This is a genomic window from Pseudomonas zhanjiangensis, from assembly GCF_041027545.1.
Taxonomy (GTDB): domain Bacteria; phylum Pseudomonadota; class Gammaproteobacteria; order Pseudomonadales; family Pseudomonadaceae; genus Aquipseudomonas; species Aquipseudomonas zhanjiangensis.
Map to the genome: position 1 here is coordinate 367,664 of NZ_JBFTEG010000003.1, position 15,883 is coordinate 383,546.

Sequence of the window (15,883 nt, forward strand, 5' to 3'; positions counted from 1 at the left end):
AATCGCTTAGACGTTGAAGCGGAAGTGCATGACGTCGCCGTCCTTGACGATGTACTCCTTGCCTTCCAGGCGCCACTTGCCGGCTTCCTTGGCGCCGGCTTCGCCCTTGTACTGGATGAAGTCGTTGTAGGCGATCACTTCGGCGCGGATGAAGCCTTTCTCGAAATCGGTGTGGATCACGGCGGCCGCCTGCGGGGCGGTGGCGCCGACCTTGACCGTCCAGGCACGTACTTCCTTCACGCCGGCGGTGAAGTAGGTCTGCAGGTTGAGCAGTTCGTAGCCGGCGCGGATCACCCGGTTCAGGCCGGGTTCTTCCATGCCCATGGATTCGAGGAACATCTGCTTTTCCTCGTCCTCGTCGAGCTCGGCGATTTCCGCCTCGATCTTGTTGCACACCGGTACCACGGGCGCGCCTTCGGCGTCGGCGATGGCTTGCACGATGTCCAGCAGCGGGTTGTTCTCGAAGCCATCCTCGGCAACGTTGGCGATATACATCACCGGTTTGCTGGTGAGCAGGTGGAAGCCACGCACCAGTTGTTTCTCGTCGTCGCCCAGGCTCTTCATCAGGGTGCGTGCCGGCTTGCCTTCGGTGAAGTGGGGGATCAGCTTCTCCAGCAGGGCCTTCTGCGCCAGAGCTTCCTTGTCGCCACCCTTGGCATTGCGGGCAACCTTCTGCAGTTGCTTCTCGCAGCTGTCGAGGTCGGCGAAAATCAGTTCGAGGTCGATGATCTCGATATCGCGCTTGGGGTCGACGCTGTTGGCGACGTGGATCACGTTGTCGTCCTGGAAGCAGCGCACCACGTGGGCGATGGCATCGGTCTCGCGGATGTTGGCGAGGAACTTGTTGCCCAGACCTTCACCCTTGGAGGCGCCAGCGACCAGGCCGGCGATGTCGACGAACTCCATGGTGGTGGGGATCACGCGCTCGGGTTTGACGATCTCGGCCAGGGCGTCGAGGCGTACATCCGGCATCGGTACTATGCCGCTGTTCGGCTCGATGGTGCAGAAGGGGAAGTTCTCCGCCGCGATCCCGGACTTGGTGAGGGCGTTGAACAGGGTGGACTTGCCGACGTTGGGCAGGCCGACGATGCCGCAATTGAATCCCATGGGTGTGTCCCTCGTGCGCAATGGCGGTAAAGAGTTAAGAGGTGGCTTTCTGGCTGTGCAGCTTCTGCATCGCCTTGCTCCAGTCGCCGGCGAGTACTTCCGGCAGTACGCCGAGGGCGAAGTCGATGCTGCTGTCCAGTAGTTCCTGCTCGCTGCGTGGGGCGCGGCTCAGAACGAAGCTGGAGACCATGCTGCTGTGGCCTGGATGGCCGATGCCAAGCCGCAGGCGGTAGAAGTTATTCTTGTTGCCAAGCTGGGCGATGATGTCGCGCAGCCCGTTGTGCCCGCCGTGCCCGCCACCCTGTTTGAGTTTGGCGACGCCGGGGGGCATGTCGAGTTCGTCGTGAGCCACCAGAATGGCGTCCACCGGGATACGGAAGAAATTCGCCAGCGCCGCTACGGACTGGCCGCTGCGGTTCATGTAGGTGGTGGGGATCAGTAGGCGAACGTCGCGACCCTGGTGACTGAATTTGCCCACCAGGCCGAAATATTTGCGGTCGTTACTGAGGTTGGCGCCCTGGCTGCGGGCCAGGCGCTCAACAAAAAGGGCCCCCGCATTGTGCCGGGTCTGGTCGTATTCGGGGCCGGGGTTGCCCAGGCCAACGATCAGTTGTACGGCAGTCATGTCGGGAGCCCTTTCTAGGAAGCAGCCCGCCCGCGCTGGCAGGCAGGCTGTTTTCCGGTGGTGCGCAGGTTACTCGGCAGCGCCTTCGGCTTCGCCTTCGCCTTCTTCTGCTTCCTTGGCAACGCGGGAGGCGTGGATGTTGGCCACGGCCAGGTCGTTACCGTGAGCCAGTGCAACCAGCTCGACGCCTTGCGGCAGGGTCAGGTCGGACAGGTGGACGATCTGGCCCAGCTCAACCTTGGCCATGTCGACGTTGATGAATTCCGGCAGGTCTTTCGGCAGGCAGGAAACTTCTACTTCGGCCAGGGTGTGGGACACTTCGCCGCCTTGCTGCTTGACGCCAACCGAGCCTTCCTGGTTGAGGAAGTGCAGCGGTACATGGGCGGTCAGCTTCTGGCCGGCAACCACGCGCTGGAAGTCGGCATGCAGGACGAAGCCCTTGGCCGGGTGACGCTGCAGGGCCTTGATCAGTACGCTTTCGTTGCTGCCGGCTACGTTCAGGGTCAGAACGTGGCTGAAGGCCGCTTCGTTTTCCAGCAGCTTGGCGAAATCTTTGGCCAGCAGGCTGATCGATTGCGGGGCTTTCTCGCCGCCGTAAATCACGGCAGGAACCATGGCTACGTTACGACGCAGGCGGCGGCTCGCACCTTTCCCCAGGTCGGAACGCACTTCGGCATTCAGGGCAAATTCAACAGTCATTTCACTTCTCCAAAATAACCAAACCGTCCTTCACGCTTGCGACCAGCGACCGGACGGTGAGGTAAAAAAGCCCCGCAGGGTGCGGGGCGCATTTCGTTCAGCGAGTGTGCCGGCTTAGCGGAACATCGCGCTGATCGATTCTTCATTGCTGATGCGGCGCACCGCTTCAGCGACTACCGGGGCGATATCCAGCTGGCGAATGCGCGAGCAGGATTGCGCGGCGGCCGACAGCGGGATGGTGTTGGTCACCACCAGCTCGTCGAGCACGGAATTTTCGATGTTTTCGATCGCCCGACCCGACAGTACCGGGTGCGTGGCGTAGGCGAAGACCTTGGCGGCGCCATGTTCCTTCAGCGCCTTGGCCGCGTGGCACAGGGTGCCGGCGGTATCGACCATGTCGTCGACCAGGATGCAGGTGCGGCCTTCCACGTCGCCGATGATGTGCATCACTTCGGACTGGTTGGCTTTCTCGCGGCGCTTGTCGATGATTGCCAGGTCCACGCCCAGGCTCTTGGCCACGGCACGCGCACGCACCACGCCGCCGATATCGGGGGAGACGATCATCAGGTTGTCGAAGCGCTGGTCTTCGATGTCATCCACCAGAACCGGGGAGCCGTAGATGTTGTCTACCGGAATATCGAAGAAGCCCTGGATCTGGTCGGCGTGCAGGTCGACGGTGAGTACCCGATCGATGCCTACGACGGTGAGCATGTCGGCCACTACCTTGGCGCTGATGGCCACGCGAGCGGAACGCGGGCGGCGATCCTGGCGGGCATAGCCGAAGTAGGGGATGACAGCAGTGATTCGGGTGGCCGAGGAGCGGCGGAAGGCGTCAGCCATTACCACCAGTTCCATCAGGTTGTCATTGGTTGGCGCACACGTCGGTTGAATCAGGAAGACGTCTTTACCGCGGACGTTTTCGTTGATTTCAATCATGACTTCGCCGTCGGAGAATTTTCCGACCGAGGCATCACCGAGGGGAATGTGCAGCTGACGTACGATACGTCGCGCCAGATCGGGGTTAGCGTTCCCCGTAAAGACCATCATCTTGGACACGCGCAGTACCTGCCGGCTGAGGGTATACCTGGATGAGTATAGAAAATGGCAGGGGCGGCTGGATTCGAACCAACGCATGGCAGGATCAAAACCTGCTGCCTTACCGCTTGGCGACGCCCCTGTATCCTGTGTTGTTGCTAATGCTGTCGAGTTGCTCATTTGCCCTAAGGCGTTAATGGCAGGGGCGGCTGGATTCGAACCAACGCATGGCAGGATCAAAACCTGCTGCCTTACCGCTTGGCGACGCCCCTACATGGTGCAACTCAACGCATCTACTTCCTGGCCAATGTTTCCAGCTTGCGGTGCAACATCGAGACGTTACGACCTTGGGCTACGAAGCTTGGCAAAGTGACTGGAAGTTGGCGGGCGACTTTATCAGCATCGTCCTTGTTTGGGAAGGACCCAAACACACAAGCTCCAGTGCCGGTTAATCTGGTTGGAACAAATTTGTTCAACAAGATCAAAGCGTTATGAACTTCTGGATAACGCTTCTGGACCACCGGCTGGCAGTCGTTATGACCGCCCCCCTCAAGAAGGCTGCGAACTTTAATGGGCGGCGTATCGCGTGTCAACTCGGGGTCGGAGAAAACTTCCGCAGTGCTGACAAGTACTTGCGGTATGGCTACGAGAAACCAGGGCTCATCCAGCTGCAGGGGGGTGAGTTTCTCGCCGATGCCCTCGGCGAAGGCGGCGCGGCCGCGCACGAATACCGGTACGTCGGCGCCCAGACTCAGGCCCAGGCTGGCGAGGCGGTCCTCATCCCAGTCGAGCTGCCAGAGGTGGTTGAGGCCGAGCAGGGTGGTCGCCGCATCCGAACTGCCGCCGCCGATGCCGCCGCCCATGGGCAGGCGCTTGTCCAGCCAGATGTCGGCGCCTAGGGCGCAGGCCGATTGCGCTTGCAGTTGGCGGGCGGCACGCACGATCAGGTTGCTGTCATGGGACACGCCGGCCACCTCGGTATGCAGGCGGATCTGGCCATCCTGGCGCAGGGCGAAGCCCAGCTCGTCACCATGATCGAGAAACTGAAACAGCGTCTGCAGCTCGTGGTAGCCGTCGGCGCGACGGCCGAGAATGTGCAGCATGAGGTTGAGCTTGGCCGGCGCCGGCAGCAGCAGTTCGGCGCCGGCGGGGATTGCGGGGCCGGTCATTGGCCGAGCTGGCGCGGTTGCCAGTCCTTGATTACCAGGGTCACCTGCAGGTCATGGCCATTGAGCTTGAGGCGCTCGGGCAGCCAGTAGCCATTCTGCTCGGCGTAGCGCAGGTACTCGACCTGCCAGCCATCCTGCGTCAACTGCGCCAGGCGGCTGTCGCCGTCCAGGGTCAGGCGGCTCTTGCTGTCGGGGGCGGGCAGCCCGCGGATCCACCAGAGCAGGTGCGAGACCGGCAGGTTCAGGCCCAGTTGCTGTTGCAAAAGGGCTTCCGGAGAGGCCGCCTGGTAACGGCCCTGATTGGCCACCTCCAGAAGGATGTCGCCGGGACGGCCGGTGAGGCGGGCGGCGCCGCGTCCTAGTGGGCCGGACAGGCGGATGTCGTAGTAGTCCTGGCGCTGCAGCCAGAACAGCGTGCCGCTGCCGGAGTCTTTGGGGGCGCGGATGCCGACCTTGCCGCTGATCTGCCAGGCGTCGAGGCTGGCGATGTGCGCGCGGTGGATCTTCCACTGGGCGGCGTCGCCCTGGCCCTCGAGGGATTCGCGTGGGCCGAGGCCGGCACAGCCAGCCAGCAGGGCGATCAGGCCAAAAACGATAAGCTGGCGAACGGGCATCAGAGTGTCTCGGATCCAGTCAGGCGTAGCAGGGTGCTGCGCAGGATGCTGCTGTCGGGTTGTTCCTTGAGCGCGTTGGCCCAGATCTTTCGGGCCTCGCGTTGCTTGCCCTGGGCCCACAGGACCTCACCGAGGTGGGCGGCGACCTCGGGGTCGGGGAAGCGTCTCAATGCCAGTCGCAGCAAACGTTCGGCTTCGTCCAGATTGCCCTGGCGAAAATTTACCCAGCCGAGGCTGTCGAGGATGGCCGGGTCGTCCGGGTTGAGCCGGTAGGCCTGCTCGATCAGCGACCTGGCTTCGGCATAGCGTGTGGTGCGGTCGGCCAGGGTGTAGCCCAGGGCGTTGAGCGCCATGCTGTTTTCGGGGTCGCGCTCGAGGATGAAGCGCAGGTCCTGTTCCAGGCGCTCGATGTCGTCGCGCTTTTCCGCCAGCATCGCGCGGGTGTAGAGCAGGTTGAGGTCTTCCGGGTATTGCTCCAGGGCTTGCTGGATCAGTTGCCAGGCGCGCTCGTGCTGATCCTGCTTGGACAGCGCCTCCGACTCGATCAGGTAGAGCTGGATGGCGTAGTCGGGCTGGCTCTCGCGGGCCTTGCTCAGTCGATTCGATGCCTCGTCGCCGCGCTGGCTGCTGAGCAGTAGCTCGGCCTGGCGCGCCTGTGCAGGCAGGAAGTCGTTGCCCGGGCCAACCAGTCCGTACTCGATCAGCGCACTTTCTGGCTCGCCCATTTCCTCGTAGGCGCGGGCCAGGTTGTAGTGGGCAGCGTCGACGTGGCTGCCGCGCTCGATCAGCTCTTCCAGGTAGATGATGCCTTCGCGCCAGCTTTCGGCCTCCAGGCAGACCAAGGCCAGCGAGAAGCGCAGGTCGTCGTCTTCGGGAAAACGCTGTACCAGTGCCACGAACTCACCCTTGGCATCGTCCAGGCGCTGCTGTTCCACCAGCAGGCGTGCGTAGGTCAGGCGCAGGCGCTTGTCGTCGGGGTGTTTGCGAACGGCCTTTTGCAACAGCGGCAGGGCTTCGTCGCCACGCTTGAGACCCTGCAACAGGCGGGTGCGTAGCAGTAGCGGGGCAATTTCGTTCTTCTTCGCCGGTTGCGCCTCGAGCAGCTCGAGGGCTTCCTGCGGGCGGCCGTCCTGCTGCAGCAGCAGGGCCTTGCCGAACAGCAGCTGGCCGTTGGCAGGGTGCTTCTGCAGCAGGCGATCGAAGCTTTGCAGCAGGCCGGCGCGGGTATCCGGGTCGGTTTCCGCGGCAGACAGGGCGAGGAAGTCGAAGTGGGTATCGCCCTGGCGCTGCAGGACGCTTTCCATATAGTCCATGGACTCGTCATAGCGCCCGGCGCGGGCCAGTTGAATGGCCGCGGCGCGCTGCGCGTCGAGGTTGTCCGGGGCGTTCTGCGCCCAGATCAGTGCGGTATCCAGGGCCGCCTGCTCGGCACCCAGGTATTCGGCGATGCGAAAGCCGCGTTCGGCGACGCCGGGATCCTGGGTCGCGTTGGCCTGCTGCACGTAGTTGCCCAGGGCAATGTCGAAACGGTTGCGCTGGCCCGCCAGTTCGGCGGTGAGCAGGGCGAACAGGGTCTCCTCACTGAACGATGCATATTCCTGGGGCTCTGCCGGTTCGCTGGGCGGAGAGGATTCCTCCACCGGTGGCATGCTGTCCGGTGCAGAGGGAGCAAATGCTTGGCAGCCGCCTAACAGGGCCAGGGCAGTCAAGGACGCGAGGAATCTATTCATAAGGAGTAAAGCGACTTACCAACGGTCGGATCATCATGACACAAGCCGCCAGGCAAGCACATGGGGCGAGGCGTGATAGGCGGCGGGCACACCATGCGCGCCGATTGCGACAATAAGTCAGGGTGGTTGTTCTCAATCTGGCGAAGTAGGACAATTGCGCGCTTCCCTTACTGTCAGCGACTGTGCATGGCCTTTATTGCCCTTGGAATCAACCACAAGACCGCCTCGGTGGCCGTGCGCGAGCGCGTGGCCTTTTCCCCCGAGCAGTTGGTTGAGGCCTTGCAGCAGCTGTGCCTGCGCACGGCCAGCCGCGAGGCGGCGATCCTCTCGACCTGCAACCGCAGTGAGCTGTACCTCGAACAGGAAGCGCTGACGGTCGATGCGGTGTTGACCTGGCTGGCCGAGTACCACCAGCTGAGCCTGGAAGAGTTGCGCGCCTGCGCCTATGTGCTCGAGGACGATGCCGCGGTGCGCCACATGATGCGCGTGGCCTCCGGCCTGGACTCCATGGTGCTGGGCGAGCCGCAGATTCTCGGTCAGATGAAATCCGCCTACGCGGTGGCGCGCGAGGCCGGCACCGTGGGGCCGCTGCTTGGCCGGCTGTTCCAGGCCACCTTCAGTACCGCCAAGCAGGTGCGCACCGATACCGCGATCGGCGAGAACCCGGTGTCCGTGGCCTTCGCCGCCGTCAGCCTGGCCAAGCAGATCTTCAGCGACCTGCACCGCAGCCAGGCGCTGCTGATCGGTGCTGGCGAGACCATCAGCCTGGTCGCCCGCCACCTCTACGAGCAGGGCATCAAGCGCATCGTCGTGGCCAACCGTACCCTGGAGCGCGCCAGCAGCCTGGCCGAGCAGTTCGGTGCCCATGCGGTGCTGCTCTCGGATATCCCGCACGAACTGGTCAACAGCGACATCGTCATCAGCTCCACCGCCAGCCAGCTGCCGATCCTCGGCAAGGGCGCGGTGGAAAGCGCCCTGAAGCAGCGCAAGCACAAGCCGATCTTCATGGTCGATATCGCCGTGCCGCGCGACATCGAACCCGAGGTCGGCGAGCTGGATGACGTCTACCTGTACACCGTCGATGACCTGCATGAGGTGATCGCCGAGAACCTCAAGAGCCGTCAGGGCGCAGCCCAGGTGGCCGAGGAACTGGTCGCCAGCGGTGCCGAGTATTTCATGCTGCGCCTGCGCGAGCTGGCCGCGGTGGATGTGCTCAAGGCCTACCGCCAGCAGGGCGAGCGCCTGCGCGACGAGGAACTGGCCAAGGCCCTGCGCGCGCTCAACAATGGCGTGGCGGCCGAGGACGTGCTGGCCCAGCTGGCCCGCGGCCTGACCAACAAGCTGCTGCATGCGCCCAGCGTGCAGCTGAAGAAACTCTCCGCCGACGGCCGAGTCGATGCACTCGGCGTGGCCCAGGAACTCTTTGCCCTCGACGAGGGCGTGCCGTCCAACAAAGGCCTGCAATGAAAGCTTCACTGATCAACAAACTCGACCTGCTGCAGGATCGCTACGAAGAACTGACGGCGCTGCTGGGCGATGGCGAAGTGATCGCCAATCAGCAGCAGTTTCGCGCCTATTCCAAGGAATACGCCGAGGTCGAGCCGGTCATCCAGGCGTTTCGAGCCTTTCGCAAGGTCCAGGACAATCTCGAGAGCGCCCAGGCGCTGCTCAAGGACAGCGATCCGGACATGCGCGAGATGGCCGAGGAGGAGGCTGCCGAGGCCAAGCAGCAGCTGATCGAACTGGAAGATCGCCTGCAGCGCATGCTGCTGCCGAAGGACCCCAACGATGGCCGCAACGTCTATCTCGAGGTGCGCGCCGGCACCGGCGGCGACGAGGCGGCAATCTTCTCCGGCGACCTGTTCCGCATGTACTCGCGCTACGCCGAGCGGCGCGGCTGGCGGGTGGAGATTCTCTCCGCCAGCGAAGGCGAACATGGCGGCTACAAGGAAGTGATCGCCCGGGTCGAAGGCGAGAATGTCTACAGCAAGCTGAAGTTCGAATCCGGCGCCCACCGCGTACAGCGGGTGCCGGAAACCGAGTCCCAGGGCCGCATCCATACCTCGGCCTGCACCGTGGCGGTGCTGCCCGAGCCGGACGAGCAGGCGGCGATCGACATCAACCCGGCGGACCTGCGGGTCGATACCTACCGCTCCTCCGGTGCCGGCGGCCAGCACGTCAATACCACCGACTCGGCGATTCGTATCACCCACATTCCTACCGGCACCGTGGTCGAGTGTCAGGAAGAGCGTTCCCAGCACAAGAACCGGGCCAAGGCCATGGCCTGGCTGGCGGCCAAGCTCAAGGATCAGCAGGAGGCGGCGGCGCACAAGGAGATCTCCGACACGCGCAAGCTGCTGGTCGGCTCCGGCGACCGTTCCGAGCGCATCCGCACCTACAACTTTCCCCAGGGCCGGGTCACCGATCACCGCATCAACCTGACCCTGTATTCGCTCAATGAGGTCATGGCCGGCGGTGTCGAGGCGGTGATCGAACCGTTGCTGGCCGAGTACCAGGCCGATCAGTTGGCCGCCCTGGGCGATTGAGCCCTGTGGTGCGCCGTGCGCACCCGTAACACGTAGGGTGGATGACGCCTTTTTCATCTACCAGAAGCCTGCGCGGTGGATCGATAGAACGCGATCCACCCTACGAGAGGAATATGGCCAGCATCGAATCCCTGCTGAGCGCGGCCGACCTGCCCGACTCGCCGACCCCGCGGTTGGATGCCGAGCTGTTGCTGGCCAATGCCCTGGGCAAATCGCGCAGCTACCTGCTCACCTGGCCGGAGCGCGAGGTTGCGGCCGAGCCGGCCGCGCGTTTCGCCGCCGACCTGAAGCGGCGTAGGGCCGGCGAGCCGGTGGCCTACATCCTCGGGCGCCAGGGCTTCTGGAGCCTGGAACTGGAGGTGGCGGCGCACACCCTGATCCCGCGGCCCGACACCGAGCTGCTGGTGGAAACCGCGCTGGAGCTGTTGCCGGCGACCCCGGCGGCGGCGCTCGACCTTGGCACCGGCACTGGCGCGATCGCCCTGGCCCTGGCCAGCGAGCGGCCGGCCTGGCGCGTCACCGGCGTGGACCGGGTGGCCGAGGCGGTGGCCCTGGCCGAGCGCAATCGCCAGCGTCTCAAACTGGACAACGTGGCGTTCATCGAGAGCCAGTGGTTCAGCGCTCTGGCCGGCCGGCGCTATCACCTGATCGTCAGCAACCCGCCTTACATCGCCGCCAGCGACCGCCATCTGGGCGAGGGCGATGTGCGCTTCGAGCCGAGCAGCGCGCTGGTGGCCGGTGTCGACGGCCTGGACGACATTCGCCAGATCATCGCGCAGGCCCCGATGTATCTCGAGGCGGGCGGCTGGTTGCTGCTCGAGCACGGCTTCGAACAGGCTGCCGCGGTGCGCGACTTGCTGAGCGCCGGCGGCTTCGACGCGGTACAGAGCCGCCGCGACCTGGGCGGTCACGAACGCATCAGCCTTGGACGTTACCACCATGAGTGAACAGAACATGCTGAACGATGACGAACTGCTGCGCTACAGCCGGCAGATTCTTCTGCCGCAGATCGACGTCGACGGCCAGCTGCGCCTCAAGGGCAGCCGCGTGCTGATCATCGGCCTCGGCGGCCTGGGCTCGCCCGTGGCCCTGTATCTGGCCGCCGCCGGCGTCGGCGAGTTGCACCTGGCCGATTTCGACAGGGTCGACCTGACCAACCTGCAGCGGCAGATCATCCACGACAGCGCCGGCATCGGCCAGAGCAAGGTCGACTCGGCGATGGCGCGGCTGGCGGCGATCAACCCGCAGGTGCGCCTGCACCCGCACCCGGCCGGTCTGGATGCCGATTCCCTGGCGGCGGCGGTGGCGACGGTGGACCTGGTGCTGGACTGCTCGGACAACTTCACCACCCGCGAGGCGGTCAACGCGGCCTGCGTGGCGGCGCACAAACCCTTGGTCAGCGGCGCGGCGATACGCCTGGAAGGGCAGCTCTCGGTGTTCGACCCGCGGCGCGCCGACAGTCCCTGCTACCACTGCCTGTATGGCCACGGCAGCGAAGCCGAGCTGACGTGCAGCGAGGCCGGCGTGGTCGGGCCGCTGGTAGGCCTGGTCGGCAGCCTGCAGGCGCTGGAGGCGCTGAAGCTGCTGGCCGGGTTCGGTGAGCCGCTGGTCGGGCGGCTTCTGCTGATCGACGCCTTCGGCTCGCGCTTTCGTGAGTTGCGGGTCAAGCGCGACCCGGCCTGCAGCGTCTGCGGAGCCGGCCGTGACTGACAGCGCCGCGATCGGCGTTTTCGACTCGGGCGTCGGCGGCCTCTCGGTGTTGCGCGAGATCCGCGCGCTGCTGCCGGCCGAGTCGCTGCTCTATGTGGCCGACAGCGGCCATGTGCCCTATGGCGAGAAGAGCCCTGAGTTCATTCGCCAGCGCTGCCGCCACCTCGCCGAGTTCCTGCTCGGGCAGGGCGCCAAGGCCCTGGTGCTGGCCTGCAACACCGCCACCGCGGCCGGCGTCGCCGAGCTGCGCGAGCGCTATCCGCAGCTGCCGATCGTCGGCATGGAGCCGGCGGTCAAGCCGGCGGCGGCCGCCACCCGCTCCGGGGTGGTCGGCGTGCTGGCCACCACCGGCACCCTGAAGAGTGCCAAGTTCGCCGCCCTGCTCGACCGCTTTGCCAGCGATGTGCGGGTCATCACCCAGCCCTGTCCGGGGCTGGTCGAGTGCATCGAGGGCGGCGCACTGGGCAGCCAGGCAACGCGCGTGCTGCTGCGGGGCTATGTCGAGCCGTTGCTGGCCGAGGGCTGCGACACCCTGATCCTGGGCTGCACCCATTACCCCTTCCTGCGGCCGCTGCTGGCCGAACTGGTGCCCGCCTCGGTCAGCCTGGTCGACACCGGCGCGGCGGTGGCGCGTCAGTTGCAGCGGTTGCTCGCCGAGCATCGGCTGCTGGCCGCCGGCCCGGCGCAGCCGGCGCGCTTCTGGTCGAGCGGCGAGCCGCGGCAGATGCAGGCGGTGCTACCGCTGCTATGGGGCGAGGCAGGCGAGGTACAGGCGCTCTGAGCGGGTCTTGCCGCGACCCATATGCATGGGCAGCCTTTTATTTAGAACAATAATTTCTATACTTCCAGGCAGTGCTACGCGGACCTCTCGTGAATGGGTGACAGAAGGAAATTGCCATGAATAAGTTGGTGTCTTTGGCTGCGCTGGCGGCCTTGTCTCTGGGGGCGGTCGCGGCCCAGGCCGCCGATGTGACCTTTGCCGTGGGCAGTACCGATGAGTCGACCATGGTCTATCGGCTGGGTATCCAGTCCGATTTCGGTCGCCGCTGGATGGACAGCTCGACCGGCCACCTGGGCGGCTACTGGGACACCGGGTACACCTACTGGGAGGGCGACAAGACGGCGAGCAACCACAGCCTGTCGTTCAGCCCGGTGTTCGTCTATGAGTTCGGCGGCGGCAACCTGCGCCCCTATGTCGAGGCCGGGGTAGGGCTGGCATTCTTCAGCAGCACCGAGCTGGAAGGCAGCAAGCTGGGCTCGTCTTTCCAGTTCGAGGATCGCCTCGGCGTCGGCCTGCGCTTTGCCGATCAGGAAATCGGCCTACGGGCGATGCATTACTCCAATGCCGGGCTCAAGGAGCCGAACAACGGCATCGAGAGCTATACCCTGCATTACCGCATGAGCTTCTAAACCTCACGACGAAAAAACCGGGCACTGGCCCGGTTTTTTCGTCAAGGGCTGGCCGCCGCTAGCGATAGATGGCGTCCATGCCGCGGCGCTCCTCCAGGCACTCGGCCGAGGCCATCTCGAATTCGCGGCAGATCAGCGGGCGTTGCTGGTAGATGCTGCAGCGCATGCTGTCGCGGTCCAGCGCGGCGCACCAGCCGTCATCCAGCCGGCGCATGACTTCGCCGCCCCACTCGTCGGTGGCGATGAAGCGCGGCGGCACGCCGGTGTCGCTGATCAGCATTACCTCCAGCTGGCAGCAGCAAGCGGCGCAGTTGGCGCAGGTCGGGGCGGGGCCAGTGGGCAATTGGGTATGGGCAATGTGCGGGCTGTCGGTCATGCCGCAGAGTGTACGCCATGTGCCGGCAGCGGATGGTCGATAGCCGACGCAGGGTGGATCCCTGCGCGTAGCTGGCGCCGTATCCCGCCACCGGCTGCATGCAGACCGGGCGGCCCGGCTGATAAACCGCGCTACGCCGAACGGCGTGAGCGCAGGGTTTGCTCGTACTGGCTGCGATAGAGCCGGGCGAAGCCGTGCAGCAGCGGGATCACCAGTGCCCAGATCAGCGCCAGCACGGCCAGGGTCGGCAGCGTGCCATAGGGCAGGCCGACCCCGGCCAGGGAGGCGCCGGCGTAGTAGGACAACGGCCCGCCGATGGCGCCGAGCAGGCTGCCACGCCACCAGGGCTGGGCGGTCCAGGCCAGGCAATGGTTGAGGGTGGTGGCCAGCAGCAGCCACAGCATTGTTAGCCACAGCGGGATCAGGGTGCGCGGCTCGCCGAAGTCGAACAACCCGAGGTTGAGCAGGAAGCTGTCCAGCGCACTGCCGAGCAGGAAGACGCTGAGCAGCAGCTTGCCCTCGGCGGCCCAGCTGCTGGTCCACAGCAGGTGCACCGCCAGCACCGCGGCGACCACCAGCAGGCCCGGGCCGTCGCCGGCGAGAATGCAGGCCAGCCAGCCGAGCTGGAACAGCAGGGCATTGGCGATCAGTTTGGGCATCGGGTTCTTCCAGTCGTGGTTCGTTTGGCCCTGGCGGTATGGCCACAGGCGGGGCAATGGTGCGCCGGATGGCGCAAGCCGCGCAACACCACGGGCGCTGCGCACGCCTGGCCGAGGTGGTCCTGGGCGCGCGTCATCTGCGCCGGCACCGCCACGCGCCCGTCACAGCGCCGGGTGCGCCCTGGGTTTGCCCAGCAGCAGCTGGGCGGTGCCGATGCTGCGCTCGAGGAAGCCGCCTTCGCAGTAGCACAGGTAGAACTCCCACAGGCGGTAGAAGTGCTGGTCGTAGCCCAGCTGCTCGAGCTTGTGCCGGACCTGCTGCAGGTTGTCGTGCCAGTGTCGCAGGGTGCGCGCGTAGTGCAGGCCGATGTCTTCCATGTGCAGCAGGTTCATGTCGGTCTTGCCGCCGACGATCTCCAGCATCTTCTGCACCGAGGGCAGGGCGCCGCCGGGGAAGATGTAGCGCTGGATGAAGTCGACGCCGCGCCTGGCCTGCGCATAGCGCTGGTCGCGGATGGTGATCGCCTGCAGCAGCATCAGGCCATCGTCCTTGAGCAGGCGCGCGCACTGCTGGAAGTAGGTCGGCAGGAAACGGTGGCCGACCGCCTCGATCATCTCGATCGACACCAGCTTGTCGTACTGGCCGTCGAGGTCGCGGTAGTCCTCCAGCAGCAGGGTGATGCGCGATTGCAGGCCCATCTCCCGGATGCGCTGTTCGGTGTAGGCATACTGCTCGCGCGAGAGGGTGGTGGTGGTCACCGTGCAGCCATAGCGGCTGGCGGCATAGATAGCCATGCTGCCCCAGCCGGTGCCGATCTCCAGCAGATGGTCGCCGGGCTTGAGGGCGAGCTTCTGGCAGATCCGTTCGAGCTTGTTCAGCTGGGCCTGCTCCAGGCTGTCCTGCGGGTCGGCGAAGACGGCCGCCGAATACATCATGGTCGGGTCGAGGAACTGCTCGAACAGCTCGTTGCCCAGGTCGTAGTGGGCGGCGATGTTCTTGCGCGAGCCCTTGCGGGTGTTGCGGTTGAGCCAGTGCAGGGCCTGCACCAGCGGGCGGCCGAGCTGGGCCAGGCCGCCCTCCATGGCGTCCAGCACCTCCAGGTTGCACACCAGCACGCGCACCACTGCGGTCAGGTCCGGGCTGCTCCAGTAGCCGTGGATATAGGCCTCGCCGGCGCCGATCGAACCGTTGGCGGCGACCAGCCCCCAGACCGCGGCGTCCTCTACCCGCACCTCCGCGCGCAGGCTGGCATGGGGGTCGCCGAACAGCAGGCGTTCGCCGCCTTCGCTGAGTACCAGCAGGCCGTGGCGCAGCTGGCCGAGCTGGCGCAGCACCGCCCGGCGCAGCAGGCTGGCGCCGAGGCCGCTGCCGGCACGGATCGAGTCTTTGGCAGAAGTCAGGCTAGGGCTTTTCATGGGGCACTTCCTTCGATTGCGCACGGGCCACGCGGTACGCGCCCTGCGCGGCCTGGTGGGTGAACAGGGGGATGCGCTTGAGCCACAGGCGCAGGGCCTGCCAGTAGATGGCGGCCAGGGTCTTGCCGGTCATCCAGGGGAAGCTCAGCAGGTAGCGCCGCAGGCCGGCGGCATCCAGGGCCTGGCGCTCGAGGCTGAGGCTGGCGTCGAACAGCCTGGTCTCGCCCTGCCAGTCGGCCATGTACACGCCCAGGCGCTGACCGACCGGGCTGAAGCGCATGCGGTACTCCAGATCGGGGGGCAGGAACGGCGAGACATGGAAGGCCTTGGCCACGGCGAACTGCAGCTGGCCGCTGGCGTCGGCCGGCAGCACGTAGTGGTAGCGTTCGCGCCAGGGCGTGTTGCTGACCTCGCAGAGAATCGCTGCCAGGCGGCCGTCGCCAGCGAAGCAGTAGAAGAAGCTGGCCGGGTTGAACGCCAGGCCCCAGCTGCGCGGCTGGGTCAGCAGGCAGATGGCGCCCTGCGGCGCCTGGCCCAGGGCCTCGGCCACGCGCTGGCGCACCGCCTCGCTCAGGGTCATGCCGGCGCCGGTGAATTCGGGCAGGTAGTCCGTCTCCCTGAAGGCGAAGGGCGCCCAGCGGCTGCGCCCGGCCAGGCGTGACAGGCCGAGCACCTGTTCCTGCTCGGCCAGGTCCAGGTACAGCAGGCCCATGCGGTAGCGGAAGCTGTGGGCCTTGGGGGCGAAGCGGCGGTGCCGCACCCAGCCGTAGTAGAGGGCGCTGTTCAT

General features: G+C 65.5%; 17 protein-coding genes and 2 tRNA genes. 6 read left to right on the plus strand and 13 right to left on the minus strand.

Annotation, left to right across the window (positions count from 1 at the left end):
* Positions 1–6: 6 nt before the first annotated feature.
* From ychF to AB5S05_RS06600, 9 genes are all read right to left on the minus strand, one after another.
* The gene (ychF, locus tag AB5S05_RS06560) at positions 7–1,107 is read right to left on the minus strand and encodes a redox-regulated ATPase YchF (RefSeq protein ID WP_369286687.1); all 1,101 of its coding nucleotides are present in this window, start codon (positions 1,105–1,107) and stop codon (positions 7–9) included.
* A 34-nt stretch (positions 1,108–1,141) separates the two neighbouring features.
* A complete protein-coding gene (gene pth, locus AB5S05_RS06565; RefSeq protein ID WP_369286688.1) occupies positions 1,142–1,732 on the minus strand; it encodes an aminoacyl-tRNA hydrolase in 591 nt (196 codons plus the stop codon).
* A 69-nt stretch (positions 1,733–1,801) separates the two neighbouring features.
* A complete protein-coding gene (locus AB5S05_RS06570; protein ID WP_369286689.1) occupies positions 1,802–2,431 on the minus strand; it encodes a 50S ribosomal protein L25/general stress protein Ctc in 630 nt (209 codons plus the stop codon).
* A gap of 114 nt (positions 2,432–2,545) precedes the next feature.
* Positions 2,546–3,487, minus strand: coding sequence for a ribose-phosphate pyrophosphokinase (locus AB5S05_RS06575; RefSeq protein ID WP_369286690.1), 942 nt, complete (start codon positions 3,485–3,487; stop codon positions 2,546–2,548).
* A 46-nt stretch (positions 3,488–3,533) separates the two neighbouring features.
* A tRNA-Gln gene (locus AB5S05_RS06580) sits at positions 3,534–3,608 on the minus strand.
* A gap of 55 nt (positions 3,609–3,663) precedes the next feature.
* Positions 3,664–3,738: transfer RNA gene (locus AB5S05_RS06585), tRNA-Gln, on the minus strand.
* A gap of 21 nt (positions 3,739–3,759) precedes the next feature.
* Positions 3,760–4,635: a 4-(cytidine 5'-diphospho)-2-C-methyl-D-erythritol kinase gene (ispE, locus tag AB5S05_RS06590; protein WP_369286691.1), complete on the minus strand. Its 876-nt coding sequence runs from the start codon at positions 4,633–4,635 to the stop codon at positions 3,760–3,762.
* Positions 4,632–5,249 carry a lipoprotein insertase outer membrane protein LolB gene (lolB, locus tag AB5S05_RS06595; protein WP_369286692.1) on the minus strand — a complete coding sequence of 206 codons (618 nt, stop codon included), beginning with the start codon at positions 5,247–5,249 and terminating at the stop codon, positions 4,632–4,634. The genes ispE and lolB overlap by 4 nt, the downstream gene beginning before the upstream one ends.
* Entirely contained in the window at positions 5,249–6,979 is a 1,731-nt protein-coding gene (locus tag AB5S05_RS06600) for a tetratricopeptide repeat protein (protein WP_369286693.1), read from the minus strand. The genes lolB and AB5S05_RS06600 overlap by 1 nt, the downstream gene beginning before the upstream one ends.
* A gap of 186 nt (positions 6,980–7,165) precedes the next feature.
* On the opposite strand from AB5S05_RS06600, the gene hemA reads away from it, so the two are divergent.
* From hemA to AB5S05_RS06630, 6 genes are all read left to right on the plus strand, one after another.
* Positions 7,166–8,446: a glutamyl-tRNA reductase gene (gene hemA, locus AB5S05_RS06605; RefSeq protein ID WP_369286694.1), complete on the plus strand. Its 1,281-nt coding sequence runs from the start codon at positions 7,166–7,168 to the stop codon at positions 8,444–8,446.
* A complete protein-coding gene (gene prfA, locus AB5S05_RS06610; protein ID WP_369286695.1) occupies positions 8,443–9,525 on the plus strand; it encodes a peptide chain release factor 1 in 1,083 nt (360 codons plus the stop codon). Before hemA ends, prfA begins: the two co-directional genes overlap by 4 nt.
* Before the next feature lie 113 nt (positions 9,526–9,638).
* A complete protein-coding gene (gene prmC / locus AB5S05_RS06615) occupies positions 9,639–10,472 on the plus strand; it encodes a peptide chain release factor N(5)-glutamine methyltransferase (RefSeq protein ID WP_369286696.1) in 834 nt (277 codons plus the stop codon).
* A gap of 7 nt (positions 10,473–10,479) precedes the next feature.
* A complete protein-coding gene (locus AB5S05_RS06620; protein ID WP_369286781.1) occupies positions 10,480–11,235 on the plus strand; it encodes a molybdopterin-synthase adenylyltransferase MoeB in 756 nt (251 codons plus the stop codon).
* The gene (gene murI / locus AB5S05_RS06625) at positions 11,228–12,016 is read left to right on the plus strand and encodes a glutamate racemase (RefSeq protein ID WP_369286697.1); all 789 of its coding nucleotides are present in this window, start codon (positions 11,228–11,230) and stop codon (positions 12,014–12,016) included. The genes AB5S05_RS06620 and murI overlap by 8 nt, the downstream gene beginning before the upstream one ends.
* Positions 12,017–12,132: 116 nt before the next feature.
* Positions 12,133–12,645, plus strand: coding sequence for an acyloxyacyl hydrolase (locus tag AB5S05_RS06630; protein ID WP_369286698.1), 513 nt, complete (start codon positions 12,133–12,135; stop codon positions 12,643–12,645).
* Between the two features lie 58 nt (positions 12,646–12,703).
* Here AB5S05_RS06630 and AB5S05_RS06635 read toward each other — a convergent pair whose 3' ends face one another.
* The 4 genes from AB5S05_RS06635 to AB5S05_RS06650 form a co-directional block, all read right to left on the minus strand.
* On the minus strand, positions 12,704–13,021 hold the full coding sequence (locus AB5S05_RS06635; protein WP_369286699.1) for a YkgJ family cysteine cluster protein: 318 nt from the start codon (positions 13,019–13,021) through the stop codon (positions 12,704–12,706).
* 131 nt (positions 13,022–13,152) lie between these two features.
* Positions 13,153–13,680: a DUF2878 domain-containing protein gene (locus AB5S05_RS06640; protein WP_369286700.1), complete on the minus strand. Its 528-nt coding sequence runs from the start codon at positions 13,678–13,680 to the stop codon at positions 13,153–13,155.
* 162 nt (positions 13,681–13,842) lie between these two features.
* A complete protein-coding gene (locus tag AB5S05_RS06645; RefSeq protein WP_369286701.1) occupies positions 13,843–15,096 on the minus strand; it encodes a class I SAM-dependent methyltransferase in 1,254 nt (417 codons plus the stop codon).
* Positions 15,083–15,883 (minus strand): DUF1365 domain-containing protein, encoded by an 801-nt coding sequence (locus AB5S05_RS06650; protein WP_369286702.1) that lies wholly within the window; start codon positions 15,881–15,883, stop codon positions 15,083–15,085. Before AB5S05_RS06650 ends, AB5S05_RS06645 begins: the two co-directional genes overlap by 14 nt.